Here is a 16538-nt window from a genome sequence, read left to right on the forward strand (position 1 = left end):
GCGCATTGCTGGGGCCGATACACTGGAGAAGCTTGAAGCCTTGCTGCCCTGGAATGCCGAGTTGCCGGCTTTGAAAAAAGTGGCTCAATACGATTAGGGCAAGTGGGTCGATTTAACGGCGCTTACGGTCTATGAGCAAGGATTGGTGCGGGAGGGCAGAAGCAACGAGATCAAACCGGCGCTGATGAGCCAGATACTTCAAGAAATCGCACAAATCGTGGACATCTCAGCTGAAGATGTCTGGATCTAACTGCAGGACATTCCGGCCACCCAGATGATCGAGTTTGGGCGTTTTTTGCCAGCGCCGGACGATGAAGCTGAGCGGCAAAAAGGGAATGACCCCGGAAAAGCAGGCCAGCTTACCTAAATAACCGCATTAATAGATCTGTCCCGGTTTTCATTGCACAATTTTTTAGAATTCTATTTGTCCCTGAGACGGCGGACGTATTACCTCGTAAACTTTTTCAATTTCGTAGTGGCAATGCACTATCTCTTGGTCATAGCCATAAGAGGTTTCTTCGTAAAGCAGTACTCGGAGTGCGTCACCTGGACGGACATCAATTGCGCGCTTTTGAAAGTCATAGAGCCAGTCCGTGTGTGAGATCTTTGCATCAATCGAGTGCCCAGCGTATTGGAAAGACCACATCGATTTCCCGAGGTAATCCGGCTTTTTAACCTTAACAACCTGTCTCGAAGAGTGCTTTACCACTTCTTTCGTAAGCACGTCCCGGACAATCTCGCTAGATATTTCCAGATCCCGGTTAAATGAAATTTTCTGGCCGTCGTATTCATAGGCCGCAGAATCATTATTCTCAAGGTGACCAAGGCTTTCCTGAATGGAGCGGACGTCTGACAAAAGGACATCGGCGCGAGGCGCGCCATACGCCGGTAACTGTTTAATATCTGTATCTTCCGCAATCTTCGCTATTTCTTCTTCAAGATCTCTGACGTTTTCTCGGTTTACAGTATCGTCTTGATCATTTAGCCATTTTAAAATTGCGTACTTTGCGCGAAGAAGGAAGTGCCCTAAAACCTTTTTCCACTCACCATCTTTAAGCGCCTCATCAGGTACACCCGCGATCAGATCGCGGAACCGCGCTTTTAGCGACCCCGTCTCAACTTCGTCCAGAACCAAGGAAGTATTCAGGGCTACGTCAAACGAACTCAGAAGGTGCTTATCTAGAGATTCAAACGCTTCTATGAGGTCGGACATCGTCCGAAAAACTCTAGTGGGATCACCGCTCCCGCGTTCAAAATCAATAGTAACTTCAAACGCATTTTCTTTATTGGTATCCATCCCACCCCCTCAGTAATGTCTTCTCGCGCAAATCTTTTCGGAAATTTCGCAATCGAAAAGCGGTGAAGAAATTTTCCGGCAACAGAGTATTTTTATTATTTGCCAACTTTTAAAATTGTTGCATGAACCCCCATGTAGGCGTAACTACCCAAGAGCCAATATTTTAGATCTTCACTCAGCTTGTCGTTCTTTGACTTAACTTCAACGAATCGAATCTAATCTAATCTAATCTAATCGTCATTGTGAACCAAAAAATCTGGCCATCCGCAAAAATTACCCCAATAATCCATAGACAGCTAATTAATCGCCTTCTTTAGGTTTTCCAGACCTAGCACACGAATTACATCTTTCGCTTTCAAAACGTCGCTATCACGGGGCGCCCAAAGATATTGCCTTAAGTTATAGCTATGACCGAGCCAATAATCGAAAAGCCATTCAATATCGCCTAATTCACCTATGTGCCAACTTACCAATTCTTTTTGTCTTTCGTAGTACGAATTGCTTCCAAAATCCTCTGGAAGGATGGTAGATATAAGAGTTATCGATGCGTGTCCATTGAAGTGGGGGAAGTCCACGGTCCTGTTGACGCACTTATTAACCACTAGGAGCGATCTTCCACGACTCGCTTGGAATTAGTGACAAAATGTGTTTTCGATAGAGGCGACTTGTAATAGTCCTCATCCAAGAATCTTAAGAGCATTTTAAGATCTGACTTGTTATCAGGAACACATATTACTTCATTGCCATCTTCATCAACTGTCTCAAAAGGAATGCCGAAATCAATAGCGACTGCCCTAATTTCATGAAGAGGAACATTTTGTAAAATTCCACTTTGTTGAACCAAAGAGATTTTTCTTCTCACCCATGAGTCCGCGAGGGCGATGAAATCGTCGGAATCCACAGACTGCATAACGTCAATTTGAAGGAAATCAACAACATCAGTATCCGTGGCTTCTTTGTAATACTCACTGAGGTCGAACATTTGCCGCGTAGAGTGAAAGCTGTAGAACTTTAATTTTCCTGCCTCCAAAGTTGCGGTAAGTTTATGATCGACTGTGAGCCCTATACCTTCTATTTTCTTGTAAACATTATTGGCATGAAAAATTGAAAGACCGTTCGTTGAAATTATTTTTCTTCTGTCGAAGTTCTGGAGCAATATTTTAATAGTTCCATTCTGCGTTCGGTAACCAGTAAATAGAGCTTTTATGTCAAGAAAGAAGTCTTCAGTAGGGTCTACAGGATCCACTCCCAAGGGGTTCTCTACTGCTCGGGCAAGTCCATCAATATCATCGTAATCATTAATGTATAAAACTTCCCCCACATCTGGCTTGTACTTCCCGTCAAACTCGAACTCTTCAGCCGCTTCATCAAAACTCTCTTCCTGACTTTTAATATAATCAGAAAGCTCAGCTTGAACCGAGTTTGACAGTTCAAATTTAACAATTCGACGAGCCGGATCGTTTGTCAACCCAAAAAGGCTTAAAGGCATCCTCTACTCCATTAGCATAGCACTAGATAGCTTCATCACCCGAGTCACGTTACTAGGGCTTCGTATGATTCTTCTTGTTATCAACGTATAGACCATTCCATCGTTCGACTCCACCTTATAAAACCTAAACTTAAACAAATAAAGTATTGGGTGCGAGGGAATATTTGAAACGAACCACGCGACAACAAATATAAGACCAACCGTAATGGCAGCCATTAAGAAATTAATTTCCGCAATCTTCATAACAATTGGTGAAGCATAGCTCCCCAAAAAAACTAGCAGGTAATAATCCGCCGATTCCACCTTTTTTGCAGAAAAATTTACTCTTTGCGACTCCTTTCTAACCAAAGCAAGTATCAGAAAGGGCAACACTATCCCAATAATCGAAATTATTGACAGCTGAATAACCAAGGAGTCTAACTTTCCAATAGCGTAATACCTAACCCCTGCCAAAATCAGAAGGGTTGGCGAAAAAGAGGATACAAACAATATCGTTTTCAACCAATTCCTCATAACATTCATCCCTGGTTAACGCTGCGTTGCACCGGCTTGTCCGGTGCAACGCATTTTTAGGGCTTGATCTCGGGTTTAAAATCACCACCAAATAGCTTTACCGGTTTTGCATTTATACTAATAGCCGCGACATAATCTTCGTCCTGAAGTGTTTCGTACTTGACAAAATATGAATGGGCTTCTTGTTTTAAGATAACACTTCTTTGTTTTTCGAGCCATTTAAGCCTATCTGTTGTAAACACAACTGATTTACAGATAAACATCCGACTCAGGACCGAGGGCATATATTCCCTTTTATCGAATTCTTTAAACGGGTCACCTACTGAAAGAACAGATGCAGTTCCCTCCCTCCCTTTGTTACGCATTTTCTTGGCCGAAATAGAAATACCGCTCGGCAAAAAAACTCCAGTTTCAATCCCTTGCTTCATAGCAAACGAAGCCATTCGTTTATCAAATGCAGAGCCACCAAACAAAATGCTATAATTATTTATAAAACCATAATGTATTAACTTATCGACTACAGCCTTTTCTTCTTCGCTAGGTTTTGTGCTTGATATTATAGCAATATCGAATTCTGTAATTATATCCCCAAGGACCCAGAGATCCTTTTCCGTATAACGCTTTAACCCAAGTGGATAAAGCCTTTCATTTTTCCTCACAACTTTGATGCCAAGATTTTCAAGTTCAGATAACTTTTCAGGAGTCATTGACACCTTTTCACCCGCTTTCTTGGAGGCTTCTGGTTCAAATACAAGAATACGGTTTGACTTTCCTTCAAGATATTTTATGATTAGCCGCTTAACTCTTCTCCAGTCTAATCCTCCATGCCCACAGCCAAGTGCAGGCAATGTTATCGTCAAACCCTGTTTGTCCTCTAAATATTTTGACAACCAAATAAGACCATTCTCAACATACTCATATTCAGAAGGGTTGCGCCAATGGTTCTTTGTAGGGAAGTTAATAATCTCAAGCCCTTTTGAAAACATATCACCTTGTTTCCAAACACTGGGCTTTCCAGGAGCTATTTCCTTTTCCTTGCATTGCCGCACATACTCTTTGAACATCTCAGGGTATTTATTCTTGAAAGCTAGTGCTACACCCGCGCCCATGACCCCCACACAGTTAACCGTGTTTACTCGAATGTCTGCATCAAAATCAAAGAAATCTCCTTTAACAAACTCTAGCATGCGTCATTACACCCTATGGCCTGAAGAGCTTTAGATTTCAAAGCCTCAATCGATCGGTTATGGGACATCACCCAAAATGGGTTAATTGAGTTCATATCTGCCTTAGCAATGGCCACGAGCATATTAAGGTCATTTTCATCTTCAATCACATCAAACAACTGATTTTCGTTACGCCCTCTTGCAACGATATCGCCAATCAGATCATCGTACGTCACTAAAATCACAATTTTTCGTATAGCATCCTTACTAAGCCCACCAATATCTTCAGTAAGGATTCGCTTTAGCATAGGCAAGGACTTCACCGCATGATCATTGTCAGCTTTAGTCATTCCATCTTGACCCCATCGAGATTTCGGACCTTTCCCTATGTCGTGCAAATACGCTGACAAAAGAACAATATCTTTGTCTTCCTCAGATAGCTCATTGTATTCAAAAAACTGATCGAGTCCACCAGCCACCTTTCTGCTATGTGTACCAACATCATCCTTATGCGGTCCGTAGCTGGCCCTTAATCCATCAATGTCATCAAGTTCTTTTATCGATGAGAAGTTATTTGATATCGCGTCTAGTACAGCTCTAATGTTTTCATACTTCGTCGGTCCATTAGTGTTATTGCATATATCTACAATCGTATTGTCCACATTATTCTTTAAAATTCTTGGGCCAGTTACGATCGATTGTCTACCGCCTTCATAAAAGTTTGTATAATAGTGATCTGTATCGTATTTAATGGCAGGGGGCTGCGTGGCTTTGGCTGTAAATATCTTTTCCACTTCCTCCTTTATCCGCTCATTCCATACGACAATGTAAGAAATTTCCGAAATTTTGATTTCGCCTGGAATGAGTAATTCTGCCATTTTTTGATGACGATATTCATCGGATGGGCATCCCCACTTTTTATCATCAATTGCATCCCAGTTTAAAGAATTCAGCATATGTACCGCTGATAAATCGTAGAAATTTGGCGGGACATCAGTGTTTGCAGAAGCATCTGCGAATACAACCCCCGCTTTTTTCTCAATGATTTCGATGGGAATTGCAAAGTATATCAGTAGAGGCTGGTCTACATTTTTCTTATTGATCACGCCGAGTTGCATCGGAGTTTTTTTCGAAAAATAGAACGGCACGTAATCGTGAACGCAACTTCCTTCCGAGCACGGCACAAGCATAGCACTTCGTCTGCCTTGTATCCCATACTCGGCTATATTTTCGTGAGAGATACCCCGCTCGTTCTTTAGATTTGTACACAACAATCCACTTTCAATGATCGATTCAAGGTTGTCAATCAAAGTAAAATGATATGCATATCTTCCTTTTAGATTCTGCGGGATGCTCATACCTTTATCCTTGAAAATTCAATTTCCGATTAGAGCCCTAACGCTTCAATCAGCCGACGCGTTATCGGTAGGCTGCATTGATTTATTAGCCTTTTTTTCTTCGAAGATTTTCCTTAACGGCGAATCACTTGGATACAACACCTTTGCGCTGGGGACATCTAGAGCTGCTGTATCCAAATGTGAATCCTGATCATCAAAGAAAATATGTGGCTTAAATGCCTTTAAGAATCGACTCTTCTGCAACCCTCCAAGAAAGAAAGCTTGATCTATATATACGTTCCATGCCCGTATAGTGTTTATTACTCTCATTTCAGCGGGGCTATTCCTTGCTGTCATGATCGCCAGTCGGACCGGAGAGTACTCGATTCTTCCAGGTAATCGCTCTTGGATTTTAGAAAGTTTTCTCAACAAGTTTGCGTGTGGGCCTTCTTGCAGAGGAACCTCTTTTTGAAGATCTTCGGTTTCCCAAAATTTGTCGAGCCCTTCCGTCTGATTGATAAGCTCACTTTCCTCACTAAACAAAACCGCATCAGCATCGAAGGCAAACCTTACTTGATCGTCTCTTAACTCTTGTGAGGAGCTTGGCGGCTCTCTTACAATTGCCCCAGCACATACTTTACTGTCAACCACGCTTTGCGCATCTGACTCATCGGTGGTGAGGAACAAATCGACATAAAATGCTTCTAAATAGTCCGAACTTGGCTCCCCTGCAGTGAAGGCTGATCGCGTGATCGCTAGTCCTCGCCTTCTTATTTCCTTGAGAACCCTGAACCCTGTTTCTGGACTATTTTTTGAGATGACAACTACCTCTACGATGGGGTCTTTATCACCTTCAGCTTGGTGCTTATTCAAACCTAGCAACGCTTTAACTAAAGGCATCCCGGTGCCGTCTTGTAAAGGCTCATCCTCATGCTGGAGCATGTACTCTCGGTATTCAATAATCGCAGTTTCTGGATCTTCCGCCTTCTTTTCTCTGAATACTCTATCAGCCTCCGAGAGATCGAACAGTGCCGTCGCTGAAATTCCGATAACTAACGTTTCTGATAAATCAATTGGCATGTATATTCCTTTCTGAAGGTCTACAGGGCTAACAGTGATTAGATGGTGCGCTTCGTTGCTGCGATCATTTGAGCGTCAATAAAAGCTCAGACCCAAAACTCAGACTTCGCCAACCAAAGCTTTTAAATCAATGTGCTACGCTGTTCCGAAACTCTGATAGCCCCGTAATCATTTGACAGCGTCATTACTGCAATAACGAAGCACCAATCATCCCTCGGCACTTGGGAAATGCCTTACAGCCAAAAAACTCCTTCCCAACATTTTCTCCACGCTTCACCGTGCGTTTTACCATCTCACCCTGGCACTTCGGGCACCGTGGCTCACCGTTTTTCTTCGCCGCAATTTCCGTCACATGCGCCACGTGCTGCCGGTGATTTCTGAACGTAGCTGCCAGCCGCCCGGATTCAATGGCTTCAATCGCCTTCTGAACCTCAGCATTCGACAGCCGCTGCTCGGTTTGGGCTTTGATAAAGCGAATGTATCCACCACCGTAAGTGACGTTGTCCGGCATCGGCGTTTTGAAAGTTGAATCCCCCACAAACACCACAAGCGAAATTACTTGCTCATCGCCGAGGCCCAACAGGCTTTGCAGTGTCTTCACATGCTTGTAGTTCTGGTGCAGCGGGTTCTGGAATTTCTGCGAGTGCTTAAAGATCTTCTGCGTCCAATACCGCTGTTTTGCGTTACCGAAGATCCAGCCCTTCATATTCTTGGTTTCCACCACAAACACGCCATACCGGGAGACAATGATGTGGTCGATCTGGGTGGTGCCGTCTTCTGTGGGCAAGGTAACGTTTTTGATGAGGTGGTAACGGGTTTTATCAAGAAACAGCTTTGCGGCGAGGTTTACCATGGCTTCGCCGGCTTTGCCTTTGAACCAGGGTGTTCTCAGAATGGGCAACAGGATGAACAGCGGTACGAAATACCAGACTTGATTCGGTAGAGAGTTCAGGAGGGTGTTGAATAGCTGGCCGAAGTCCATCGGTTTTCCTTAACAGCTGCCAATCCGTTTCTTATAACTACACACTAACCTAATCTTCAGTAGACTTCCTATACCGTCAAGGTCAAATTTTGTAAACCATATATTGAAAAAGCCGCGCGGTTTCCCGGGCGGCTTTTTCGTTTCTGCAGGGAATTACAGAATCAGGCAGCAGCCAGGTAAGCCCCCGCCACAGCCAGCACTCCCCCAATCCCCCGACTAAACCGGCTATCCGCCCTCAGCATCAAACTACCCAGTCCACGCCCAACCAGCGTGATGGCCAGCGTGGCGATGGAGAAGCCGGCCAGGTAGGCCGCCAGCGTAGCGCCTTCGGGCATTTCGGCACCGTGGGCGAAGCCGTGGAACAGCATGAAGGCACCAACCAGAGTGCCACCCACAGCCGTCGGCAGTTTGGCCAGGGTGGCAATCAGGATGCCAGCTACCAGTACCGAGAAGGTGATGCCGGTTTCCACGCCCGGCAGGCTCAGGCCACCCCAGGCGAGGGCGGCGCCGAATACCATGCCGCCGATGACGAAGGCGGGGGTGGCGTTTTTCATGAGTTTGCCCTGGCGCACGCTCCAGAAGCCGATGGCGGCCATGGCCAGCAGGTGGTCCAGGCCCAGCATGGGGTGCAGCAGGCCGCTGGTGAAGCCACCTTCGGTGTGGCCGGGGTGGGCCATGGCGGTGGCGGAGGCGGTCAGCAGCGCGGCGGTGGCGAGAAGTTTTGAAGTCAGTTTCATGGTGTTGCTCCTGGTGGTTCTGTAATCGTATTGGTTCGTTTGCTCAGGCCATTTCGGCCAGTTTTTCGGGACGCCTTTCCGGCAGCATGCCGCGCTCCAGAATGAAGCTGATGATGGTGTCCAGCCCTACCCCGTCGTACAGGTTGGTGAACACGAAGGGGCGTTCGCCGCGCATCTTTTTGCTGTCCCGTTCCATCACGTCCAGGGAGGCGTGTACCTGTTCGGCAATGTCGATCTTGTTGATGATCAGCAGGTCGGATTTGGTGATGCCGGGGCCGCCTTTGCGGGGGATCTTGTCGCCGGCGGACACGTCGATCACGTACAGGGTGAGGTCGCTCAGTTCCGGGCTGAAGGTGGCGGAGAGGTTGTCGCCGCCGGATTCCACCAGCACCAGTTCCAGGCCCGGATGGCGGCTTTGCAGGTCGTCGATGGCGGCCAGGTTCATGGAGGCATCCTCGCGAATGGCGGTGTGCGGGCAGCCGCCGGTTTCTACGCCCAGGATGCGGTCTGCGGCCAGGGCTTCGTGGCGCAGCAGGAAGTCGGCGTCTTCCCGGGTGTAGATGTCGTTGGTGACCACGGCGATGTCGTAGTGGTCCCGCAGGGCGGTGCATAGCTGGCGCAGCAATGCGGTTTTACCAGACCCGACCGGGCCGCCTACGCCTACTCTCAGACAATGTGTCATGGCGGTATCTCCTTGATGTTTTTATTCAGCTTCTGAAAAGCCGTGAATACTGGGTTTCATGCAGGGCACTGCCGAGCGCGAGGCCCGGCAGGATGGGCCCGAGTTCGTGGTCTTGCCGTGCCAGCGCCTGGTCGGTGGCAATCACCAGGGCCGGGCGCAGTTGTTCAATAATCCGTTGGGCGGCGGTGTGGCCCAGGGGCAAGGCTTTGCAGGCCACCGCCAGCTGGTTTTCCAGCCAGGCCCAGGCAAAGCCCAGCAGGGTTTGCCGCACCGGCACCCGGCGTACCTGGGCGGCCCAGGCAAACAGGGTGATGTAGCCGGGCTCCGCCGGAATCAGGGTTTGTTCCGGCAACAGGTTGAGGTTGCCCAGCAGGGTTTTCAGGGCACCGCCCAGGCGGGTGTCTTCGTCGCTCAGTTCGGCGGTTTCCCGGGTGGCGTGCAGCCACTGGTTCCAGTGCGCGATGCTGGCGCCGTCGTCGTTCGCCCAGGCGGTTTGCAGCCGGGCCAGTAAGGGCAACTCACACCGGCTGAGGCCGTCTTCCAGCACGCCTTCAATCCACTGGGCCAGTTCCGCTTCGTTGTTCACCCAGCCCAGTTCAAAGGCACTTTCCAGGCCCTGGGACCAGGCAAAGGCACCGATGGGCAAAGCCGGGCTCACCAGCTGCATCAGCCCCAGCAGGGCCAGGTCGCCGCCGGGTTCGCCCTCACCCGCCATGGCTGCCGGCTCAGTGGGTGTGTTTGTGGCCGTGAGCATGGGTATGTCCAGCAGCGTGAGTGTGGTCATGGCTTTCACCGTGCGAGTGCGCGTGGGAATGGCCATGGCTATGACCGTGCGAATGGCCCTGGCCGGCCTGGTTGTAGGCTCCGGGTTCCGGGTCGAAGGTGGCGGTGTGGTGCACCACGGTGGCGCCCAGGCGTTCGGCCAGTTCTTCCAGTACGTGATCGGGCGGAAAACGCACGAAGGCGCCCTGCTCGTCTTCACCAATCGCGAGGGTGACGTGGCGGTTGCCCAGGTGGTAACACAAGCGGGCCAGCGGCAGGCCGGTTTCTACGCGGGCGGTGACCACCGGTTCTTCCGCGGCGCGAATGCGGATGATCTCGCCGGATTTTGCTTCCAGCAGGTCGCCGTCTCTCAGCACTGGGCCACGGTCCAGAAACAGGCCCACGTCCAGGTTGGTTTCGGTGGTGGCGCGCAGGCGGCCGCGAATGCGCAGTTCGTAAGGCAGCACCAGGTTGTCGTGGATTTCGCTGGCGTCTACGTGGGTGATGCGTTTAGTCAGTTCCAACATCCGTTCGTTCCTCTCAGAACAGCCTTGAGCTGTGTTGATTAGCAGCCTTGAGCTGTATTGACTAAAAAAGATGATAGCGCTGGGCCAGGGGCAGTTCGGTGGCCGGCTCGCAGGTGAGCAGTTCGCCATCGGCGTGCACTTCGTAGGTTTGCGGGTCTACGGTCAGGTGCGGGCAGGCGTCGTTCAGTTTCATGTGCTGCTTGCGCACGTCCCGCACGCCTTTGCAGGCGGAGAGCGGGCTGTCCAGGCCCAGTTCTTCACCAATATTGGCGTCCAGCGCGGCCTGGCTGACGAAGGTCAGGCGGGTGGCACTGGCGGCCTTGCCGAAGGCGCCGAACATGGGACGGTAGTGCACCGGCTGCGGTGTGGGGATAGAGGCATTCGGGTCGCCCATGGGGGCGGCGGCAATCATTCCGCCCTTGAGGATGCAGGCGGGCTTCACGCCGAAGAATGCCGGGCTCCACAGCACCAGGTCCGCCAGCTTGCCCACTTCCACCGAGCCCACATCATGGGCGATGCCGTGGGTGATGGCGGAGTTGATGGTGTACTTGGCGATGTAGCGTTTGGCCCGGAAGTTGTCCGCGCCGCGCTCCTGGTCTTCCGGCAACAGGCCGCGCTGCACTTTCATCTTGTGGGCGGTTTGCCAGGTTCGGCAGATTACCTCGCCCACCCGGCCCATGGCCTGGGAATCCGAGGAGATCATGGAGATCACGCCCATGTCGTGCAGGATGTCTTCCGCCGCGATGGTTTCCCGGCGGATGCGGGAGTCGGCGAAGGCCACGTCTTCCGGGATGTTCGGGTCCAGGTGGTGGCACACCATCAGCATGTCCAGGTGTTCGTCGATGGTGTTCACGGTGTAGGGCCGGGTCGGGTTGGTGGACGACGGCAGCACGTAATCCTTGGAGCAGGCGGTGATGATGTCCGGGGCGTGGCCACCGCCGGCACCTTCGGTGTGGAAGGTGTGAATGCAGCGGCCTTTGAAGGCGGCCAGGGTGTCTTCCACAAAGCCGGATTCGTTCAGGGTATCGGTGTGAATGGCCACCTGGATGTCGTACTGGTCGGCAACAGTCAGGCAGTTGTCTATGCTGGCCGGGGTGGTGCCCCAGTCTTCGTGCAGTTTAAGGCCGATCACGCCGGCTTTTACCTGCAGCTCCAGCGCCTCCGGCAGGCTGGCGTTGCCCTTGCCCAGAAAGCCGATGTTCATGGGCAGGCTGTCCACGGCCTGCAGCATCTTGCCGATGTGCCAGGGGCCCGGAGTGCAGGTGGTGGCGTTGGTGCCGGTGGCCGGGCCGGTGCCGCCGCCGAGCATGGTGGTCACGCCGCTCATCAGGGCTTCTTCTACTTGCTGGGGGCAGATGAAGTGGATATGGGGGTCGATGCCGCCAGCGGTGAGGATTTTGCCTTCACCGGCAATGATTTCAGTCCCCGGGCCGATGACGATGGTCACATCTGGCTGGGTGTCCGGGTTGCCGGCTTTGCCGATGGCGGCTATGCGGCCTTTCTGGATGCCCACGTCGGCTTTGACGATGCCCCACCAGTCGAGGATGAGGGCGTTGGTGATCACGGTGTCCATCACCGCCTCGTCGCAGCGCTGGCTCTGGCCCATGCCGTCGCGGATGACTTTGCCGCCGCCGAATTTCACTTCGTCGCCGTAGTGGGTGTGGTCTTCTTCCACTTCAATCCACAGCTCAGTGTCGCCCAGGCGGACGCGATCCCCGACGGTCGGGCCATACATGTCGGCGTAGGCTTGTCTGCTGATTTTCATTTCGTGTCCTCCAACGGCCCCATCACTTCCGCTCGGAAGCCATAGATTTCGCGCGTTCCGGCAAACGGGATCAGCGTCACGGACCGGGTCTGGCCGGGCTCAAAGCGAATGGCGGTGCCGGCGGCCACGTCCAGGCGGTAGCCGCGGGCCTTGGCGCGGTCGAAGTCCAGTGCGGGGTTGGCTTCGGCGAAGTGGTAGTGGGAGCCGATCTGCACCGGGCGGTCGCCGGTGTTGCCGACGTCCAGCTGGATGCGTTCGCGGCCGGCGCAGAGTTCGATGTCGCCGTCTTTGAGTTGGTATTCACCGGGGATCATGTGTCTGCTCCTTAGACGATGGGGTTGTGGACCGTCACGAGTTTCGTTCCGTCCGGGAAGGTGGCTTCCACCTGGACTTCGTGCACCATGTCAGCCACGCCGTCCATCACGTCTTCGCGGGTGAGGATTTCGGTGCCGGCGCTCATCAGTTCGGCCACGGTGCGGCCTTCGCGGGCGCCTTCCATGATTTCGGCGCTGATCAGGGCCACCGCTTCGGGGTAGTTCAGTTTCAGCCCTTTGGCTTTGCGGCGTTCGGCCAGCAGGGCGGCGGTGAACAGCATCAGCTTGTCTTTGTCTCTGGGGGTGAGTTCCATGGATGACTCCGTTGTCTCTTATGCGTCAGGTAAGCCAGATTCTGGGTGTGTGGGCCGGTACGCTGGCGAGCATGGGGCGCAGCAGGTGCCAGGCCTGTTCGCACAGGGCCCAGGCTTCGTTGCGTTCGGTGCCCAGGTAGCGCAGGAGCAGCACGCCCCGGCGCCGGGTCACGGCCCAGCGGTTATGGTCTGGTAACTGTGCTCTCAGCACGTCGATGGCGGCGGCTTCGTCGTCCAGCCCGACCGCCCAGAGGGTGGCCTGTACAGTGGCGCCACCCTGGCCCCAGGGGCCGTTGAACCGGCGGTGTTTCGGGTCCAGCAGCTGGCGCTCCAGCCACAGTGGCTGGCCGTCCAGGCTTAAATGGAAACGCTGTTCCAGTTCGCCGGTGGCAAACGGCAGGTCGCTGGCCGGGCGGCCCAGCGCGAGCACTTCCCAGCCCAGGGTGCGGGCGCCGGCTGCCAGATCAATGGTGGTGGTTTGCAAACCACGGGAGCCGTCGAAGGCGATGGTTTCCTGGGGCAGGTATTCCAGGATCGCGTTTTTGGCTACCTGCAACCGGGTGTGCTGGCCCCAGGCCACGCCATGGCTGTCGGCCTTGTACAGTTTCGCCGCGGCCGGGGTGGTCAGAAGCGCGTGGCCACCTTCGGCCACAGAGGCTTCGATGCGCAGTTCGTCGCCGCTCACCAGGCCACCCGGGGGATGCAGCAGGTACACATGGCAGCAGCCGGTTTTGCCCTCCGGGTAGAAGGGGCGCTGCACCCGCAGTGGACCATGGTGGCGCCGGCGCACCAGCCGGGTTACCGGCGCAGGTTCGCTCTCGGCGCGGGCTTCAAACCCCAGTTCCAGGGCCGCCGCCCAGCGCCGCTCGGCGTCGAAACGGTGGCCGGAGGCGTGGCGGTCGATGGCTTGGTAGGCGGTCATACGGTCAGGTGCTGTTTGATGAGTTCATCGCTCAGCCCGGCAATGTCGCCTTCGGCCACGCGCCGGCCCCGGTCGAGGATGGCGAAACGGTCGGCGTATTTGCGGGCGAACGGCAGTTTCTGTTCCACCAGCAGCACGGTCAGGCCGTCTTCTTCAATCAACCGGCGAATCACCTCGCCAATCTGGGCCACGATGTTGGGCTGAATGCCCTCCCCCGGCTCATCGAGGATCAGCAGGCGCGGCTCAATCACCAGCGCCCGGCCAATGGCCAGCTGTTGCTGCTGACCGCCGGAGAGGTCGCCGCCCCGGCGGTGTTTCATTTCTTTCAGCACCGGGAACAGCTCGTAAATGCGCTCGGGGATTTGCTTGCTGCCATCGGCCCGCACCGCCAGGCCGGTGCGCAGGTTTTCCTCCACGGTCAGCAGCGGGAAGATCTGCCGGCCCTGGGGCACGTAGCCAATGCCCAGGCGGGAGCGGTCTTCGATTTTCTTTTTGGTGAGTTCCACATCCCGGGCAAACTCGATGGAACCGCTTTTCACGGCTTCCTCGCCCATGATGCATTTCATCAGCGTGGTCTTGCCCACGCCGTTGCGGCCCATCACACAGGTGCACTGGCCCTGGGGCACGTCCAGCTCCAGGTCCCAGAGGGTGTGGCTTTCGCCGTAGAACTGGTTGAGCTTTTCAATCTTGAGCATCAGGCCTCCTCCCCGAGATACACCTTGATCACGTCCGGGTCGTTGGAGACCTGGTCCATGGTGCCTTCGGCCAGCACGCTGCCCTGGTGCAGTACGGTGACTTTGCGGGCGATGGAGCGCACGAAGCCCATGTCGTGTTCCACCACCACCACGGACTGCTTGCCCGCAAGACTGGTGAGCAACTCGGCGGTGCGTTCCATTTCCTGTTCGGTCATGCCAGCCACGGGCTCGTCCACCAGCAGCAGCCGGGGTTTCTGCATCAACAGCATGCCGATCTCCAGCCACTGTTTCTGGCCGTGGGAGAGGATGCCGGCGGGCTTGTCGCGCAGCGCCTGCAAACCGATCATTTCCAGGATTTCGTCAATCCGGTCCCGGTATTCCGCGGTCATGATGGCGGTCAGGGTGGGCAGGATGCGTTTGTCGGCGGCCATGGCCAGTTCGAGGTTTTCGAATACGGTCAGGGCCTCGAACACCGTGGGCTTCTGGAACTTGCGGCCAATGCCCAGGGTGGCAATGTCCGGCTCGTTCATGCGCAGCAGGTTGTGGCGGCTGCCGAACCACACCGAGCCGGTATCGGGCCGGGTTTTACCGGTGATGATGTCCATCATGGTGGTTTTACCCGCCCCGTTGGGGCCGATGATGCAGCGCAGTTCGCCGTCGTCGATGGTGAGGTTGAGGTTGTTGATGGCCTTGAAGCCATCGAAGCTCACACTCACGTCTTCCATGTACAGGATCGGGCCGTGGCGCACGTCAACCGGCGAGGCCACGGGGGTGAGAAACTCAAACACCTGATCCCGGTTGGCAAGTTGTTCAAAGATGCTCATGCGGTGGCCTCCTGAGCGCCGGGTTGGTCCTCGTCCTTCTGGCGGCGTTTCTGCAACAGCCCGGCAATGCCCTTGGGCAGGAACACCGTCACCAGCACGAACAGCGCGCCCAGGGCGAACAGCCAGGCGTCCGGCATGATGCCGGTGAACACGGTCTTGGCGTAGTTCACCAGCAAGGCGCCGATGACCGCGCCATACAGGGTGGCGCGGCCACCGAGGGCAACCCACACCACGATTTCGATGGAGAACAGCGGCGAGAATTCGCTGGGGTTGATGATGCCCACCTGGGGCACGTACAACGCACCGGCCACACCCGCCAGCATGGCGGAGACCACGAACACGAACAGCTGCACCCGCTCTACCCGGTAGCCAAGGAACCGGGTACGGGCTTCAGCGTCACGGCAGGCCACGCTGACCCGGCCCAGCTTGCTGGTCACAATGGCACGGCACACAACATAGCCCACTGCCAGCGCGATGCCGGTTGCCAGGAACAGGCCAAGCCGGGTGGCATCGCTGCGCAGGTCGAAGCCAAGGATGTCTTTGAAGTCGGTCAGGCCGTTGTTGCCACCGAAGCCCATCTCGTTACGGAAGAATGCCAGCATCAACGCAAAGGTCAGCGCCTGGGTGATGATGGACAGGTACACGCCGGTTACCCGGGAGCGGAAAGCCAGGAAGCCGAACACCAGCGCCAACAGGCCCGGGGCCAGCAGCACCATGATGAAGGCGAACCAGGCCATGTCGAAGCCCTGCCAGTACCAGGGCAGCTCCTGCCAGTTCAGGAACACCATGAAGTCTGGCAATACAGGATCGCCATACACGCCGCGATCCCCAATCTGGCGCATAAGGTACATGCCCATGGCGTAGCCGCCGAGGGCAAAGAAGGCGCCATGGCCCAGGCTGAGAATGCCCAGATATCCCCACACCAGGTCCACTGCTACCGCCAGCAGCGCGTAACAGAGGTATTTGCCCAGCAGGGTAACGGTGTAGGCGCTTACGTGCAGGGCACTGTCTTCCGGCATAAACAGGTGCAGGAAGGTAACCAGCACCAGGGCGGCGAACAGCACACCGAGGAAAAGCTGGGTGGAACGCTCCTGGAAGGGCCGGAGCAGCCAGGTTTGTGATGTCGCCATAA

18 protein-coding genes are annotated in these 16538 nt (G+C 53.8%); all 18 read right to left on the reverse strand.

Features of this window, described 5'->3' with window-relative positions; genetic code table 11:
* Nucleotides 1-412 precede the first annotated feature (412 nt).
* Nucleotides 413-1297, reverse strand: a complete 885-nt coding sequence (locus ARC85_RS10420) for a hypothetical protein (RefSeq protein ID WP_199452424.1) — start codon at nucleotides 1295-1297, stop codon at nucleotides 413-415.
* Nucleotides 1298-1898: 601 nt separating this feature from the next.
* A complete protein-coding gene (locus tag ARC85_RS10425; RefSeq protein WP_199452425.1) occupies nucleotides 1899-2786 on the reverse strand; it encodes a Kiwa anti-phage protein KwaB-like domain-containing protein in 888 nt (295 codons plus the stop codon).
* A 3-nt stretch (nucleotides 2787-2789) separates the two neighbouring features.
* Entirely contained in the window at nucleotides 2790-3308 is a 519-nt protein-coding gene (locus tag ARC85_RS19705) for a KwaA family protein (RefSeq protein WP_502688014.1), read from the reverse strand.
* Between the two features lie 47 nt (nucleotides 3309-3355).
* Complete coding sequence (locus ARC85_RS10430) at nucleotides 3356-4486, reverse strand: macro domain-containing protein (RefSeq protein ID WP_199452426.1); 1131 nt, start codon at nucleotides 4484-4486, stop codon at nucleotides 3356-3358.
* Nucleotides 4480-5823: a DarT ssDNA thymidine ADP-ribosyltransferase family protein gene (locus tag ARC85_RS10435; protein ID WP_199452427.1), complete on the reverse strand. Its 1344-nt coding sequence runs from the start codon at nucleotides 5821-5823 to the stop codon at nucleotides 4480-4482. Before ARC85_RS10435 ends, ARC85_RS10430 begins: the two co-directional genes overlap by 7 nt.
* A gap of 45 nt (nucleotides 5824-5868) precedes the next feature.
* A complete protein-coding gene (locus ARC85_RS10440; RefSeq protein ID WP_199452428.1) occupies nucleotides 5869-6882 on the reverse strand; it encodes a 5'-nucleotidase in 1014 nt (337 codons plus the stop codon).
* A gap of 184 nt (nucleotides 6883-7066) precedes the next feature.
* Nucleotides 7067-7864 carry a nuclease-related domain-containing protein gene (locus ARC85_RS10445; RefSeq protein WP_199452429.1) on the reverse strand — a complete coding sequence of 266 codons (798 nt, stop codon included), beginning with the start codon at nucleotides 7862-7864 and terminating at the stop codon, nucleotides 7067-7069.
* Nucleotides 7865-8025: 161 nt separating this feature from the next.
* Nucleotides 8026-8601: a HupE/UreJ family protein gene (locus ARC85_RS10450; RefSeq protein ID WP_199452430.1), complete on the reverse strand. Its 576-nt coding sequence runs from the start codon at nucleotides 8599-8601 to the stop codon at nucleotides 8026-8028.
* A 43-nt stretch (nucleotides 8602-8644) separates the two neighbouring features.
* Complete coding sequence (ureG, locus tag ARC85_RS10455; protein ID WP_011786432.1) at nucleotides 8645-9283, reverse strand: urease accessory protein UreG; 639 nt, start codon at nucleotides 9281-9283, stop codon at nucleotides 8645-8647.
* 25 nt (nucleotides 9284-9308) lie between these two features.
* Complete coding sequence (locus ARC85_RS10460; RefSeq protein WP_141067291.1) at nucleotides 9309-10037, reverse strand: urease accessory protein UreF; 729 nt, start codon at nucleotides 10035-10037, stop codon at nucleotides 9309-9311.
* On the reverse strand, nucleotides 10009-10572 hold the full coding sequence (gene ureE, locus ARC85_RS10465; protein ID WP_014422373.1) for an urease accessory protein UreE: 564 nt from the start codon (nucleotides 10570-10572) through the stop codon (nucleotides 10009-10011). The genes ARC85_RS10460 and ureE overlap by 29 nt, the downstream gene beginning before the upstream one ends.
* Nucleotides 10573-10633: 61 nt before the next feature.
* The gene (ureC, locus tag ARC85_RS10470) at nucleotides 10634-12337 is read right to left on the reverse strand and encodes an urease subunit alpha (protein ID WP_286714817.1); all 1704 of its coding nucleotides are present in this window, start codon (nucleotides 12335-12337) and stop codon (nucleotides 10634-10636) included.
* Nucleotides 12334-12651 carry an urease subunit beta gene (locus ARC85_RS10475; RefSeq protein WP_014422375.1) on the reverse strand — a complete coding sequence of 106 codons (318 nt, stop codon included), beginning with the start codon at nucleotides 12649-12651 and terminating at the stop codon, nucleotides 12334-12336. The genes ureC and ARC85_RS10475 overlap by 4 nt, the downstream gene beginning before the upstream one ends.
* A gap of 11 nt (nucleotides 12652-12662) precedes the next feature.
* Nucleotides 12663-12965 (reverse strand): urease subunit gamma, encoded by a 303-nt coding sequence (gene ureA, locus ARC85_RS10480; RefSeq protein WP_014422377.1) that lies wholly within the window; start codon nucleotides 12963-12965, stop codon nucleotides 12663-12665.
* Between the two features lie 25 nt (nucleotides 12966-12990).
* Nucleotides 12991-13887: an urease accessory protein UreD gene (locus ARC85_RS10485; protein WP_286714818.1), complete on the reverse strand. Its 897-nt coding sequence runs from the start codon at nucleotides 13885-13887 to the stop codon at nucleotides 12991-12993.
* Complete coding sequence (gene urtE, locus ARC85_RS10490; protein ID WP_286714819.1) at nucleotides 13884-14582, reverse strand: urea ABC transporter ATP-binding subunit UrtE; 699 nt, start codon at nucleotides 14580-14582, stop codon at nucleotides 13884-13886. Before urtE ends, ARC85_RS10485 begins: the two co-directional genes overlap by 4 nt.
* Nucleotides 14582-15406, reverse strand: a complete 825-nt coding sequence (gene urtD, locus ARC85_RS10495) for an urea ABC transporter ATP-binding protein UrtD (RefSeq protein ID WP_014422380.1) — start codon at nucleotides 15404-15406, stop codon at nucleotides 14582-14584. Before urtD ends, urtE begins: the two co-directional genes overlap by 1 nt.
* Nucleotides 15403-16536, reverse strand: a complete 1134-nt coding sequence (gene urtC / locus ARC85_RS10500; protein ID WP_023012194.1) for an urea ABC transporter permease subunit UrtC — start codon at nucleotides 16534-16536, stop codon at nucleotides 15403-15405. Before urtC ends, urtD begins: the two co-directional genes overlap by 4 nt.
* Nucleotides 16537-16538 lie beyond the last annotated feature (2 nt).

The organism is Marinobacter sp. tcs-11, assembly GCF_002049515.1.
Lineage (GTDB): Bacteria > Pseudomonadota > Gammaproteobacteria > Pseudomonadales > Oleiphilaceae > Marinobacter > Marinobacter nauticus.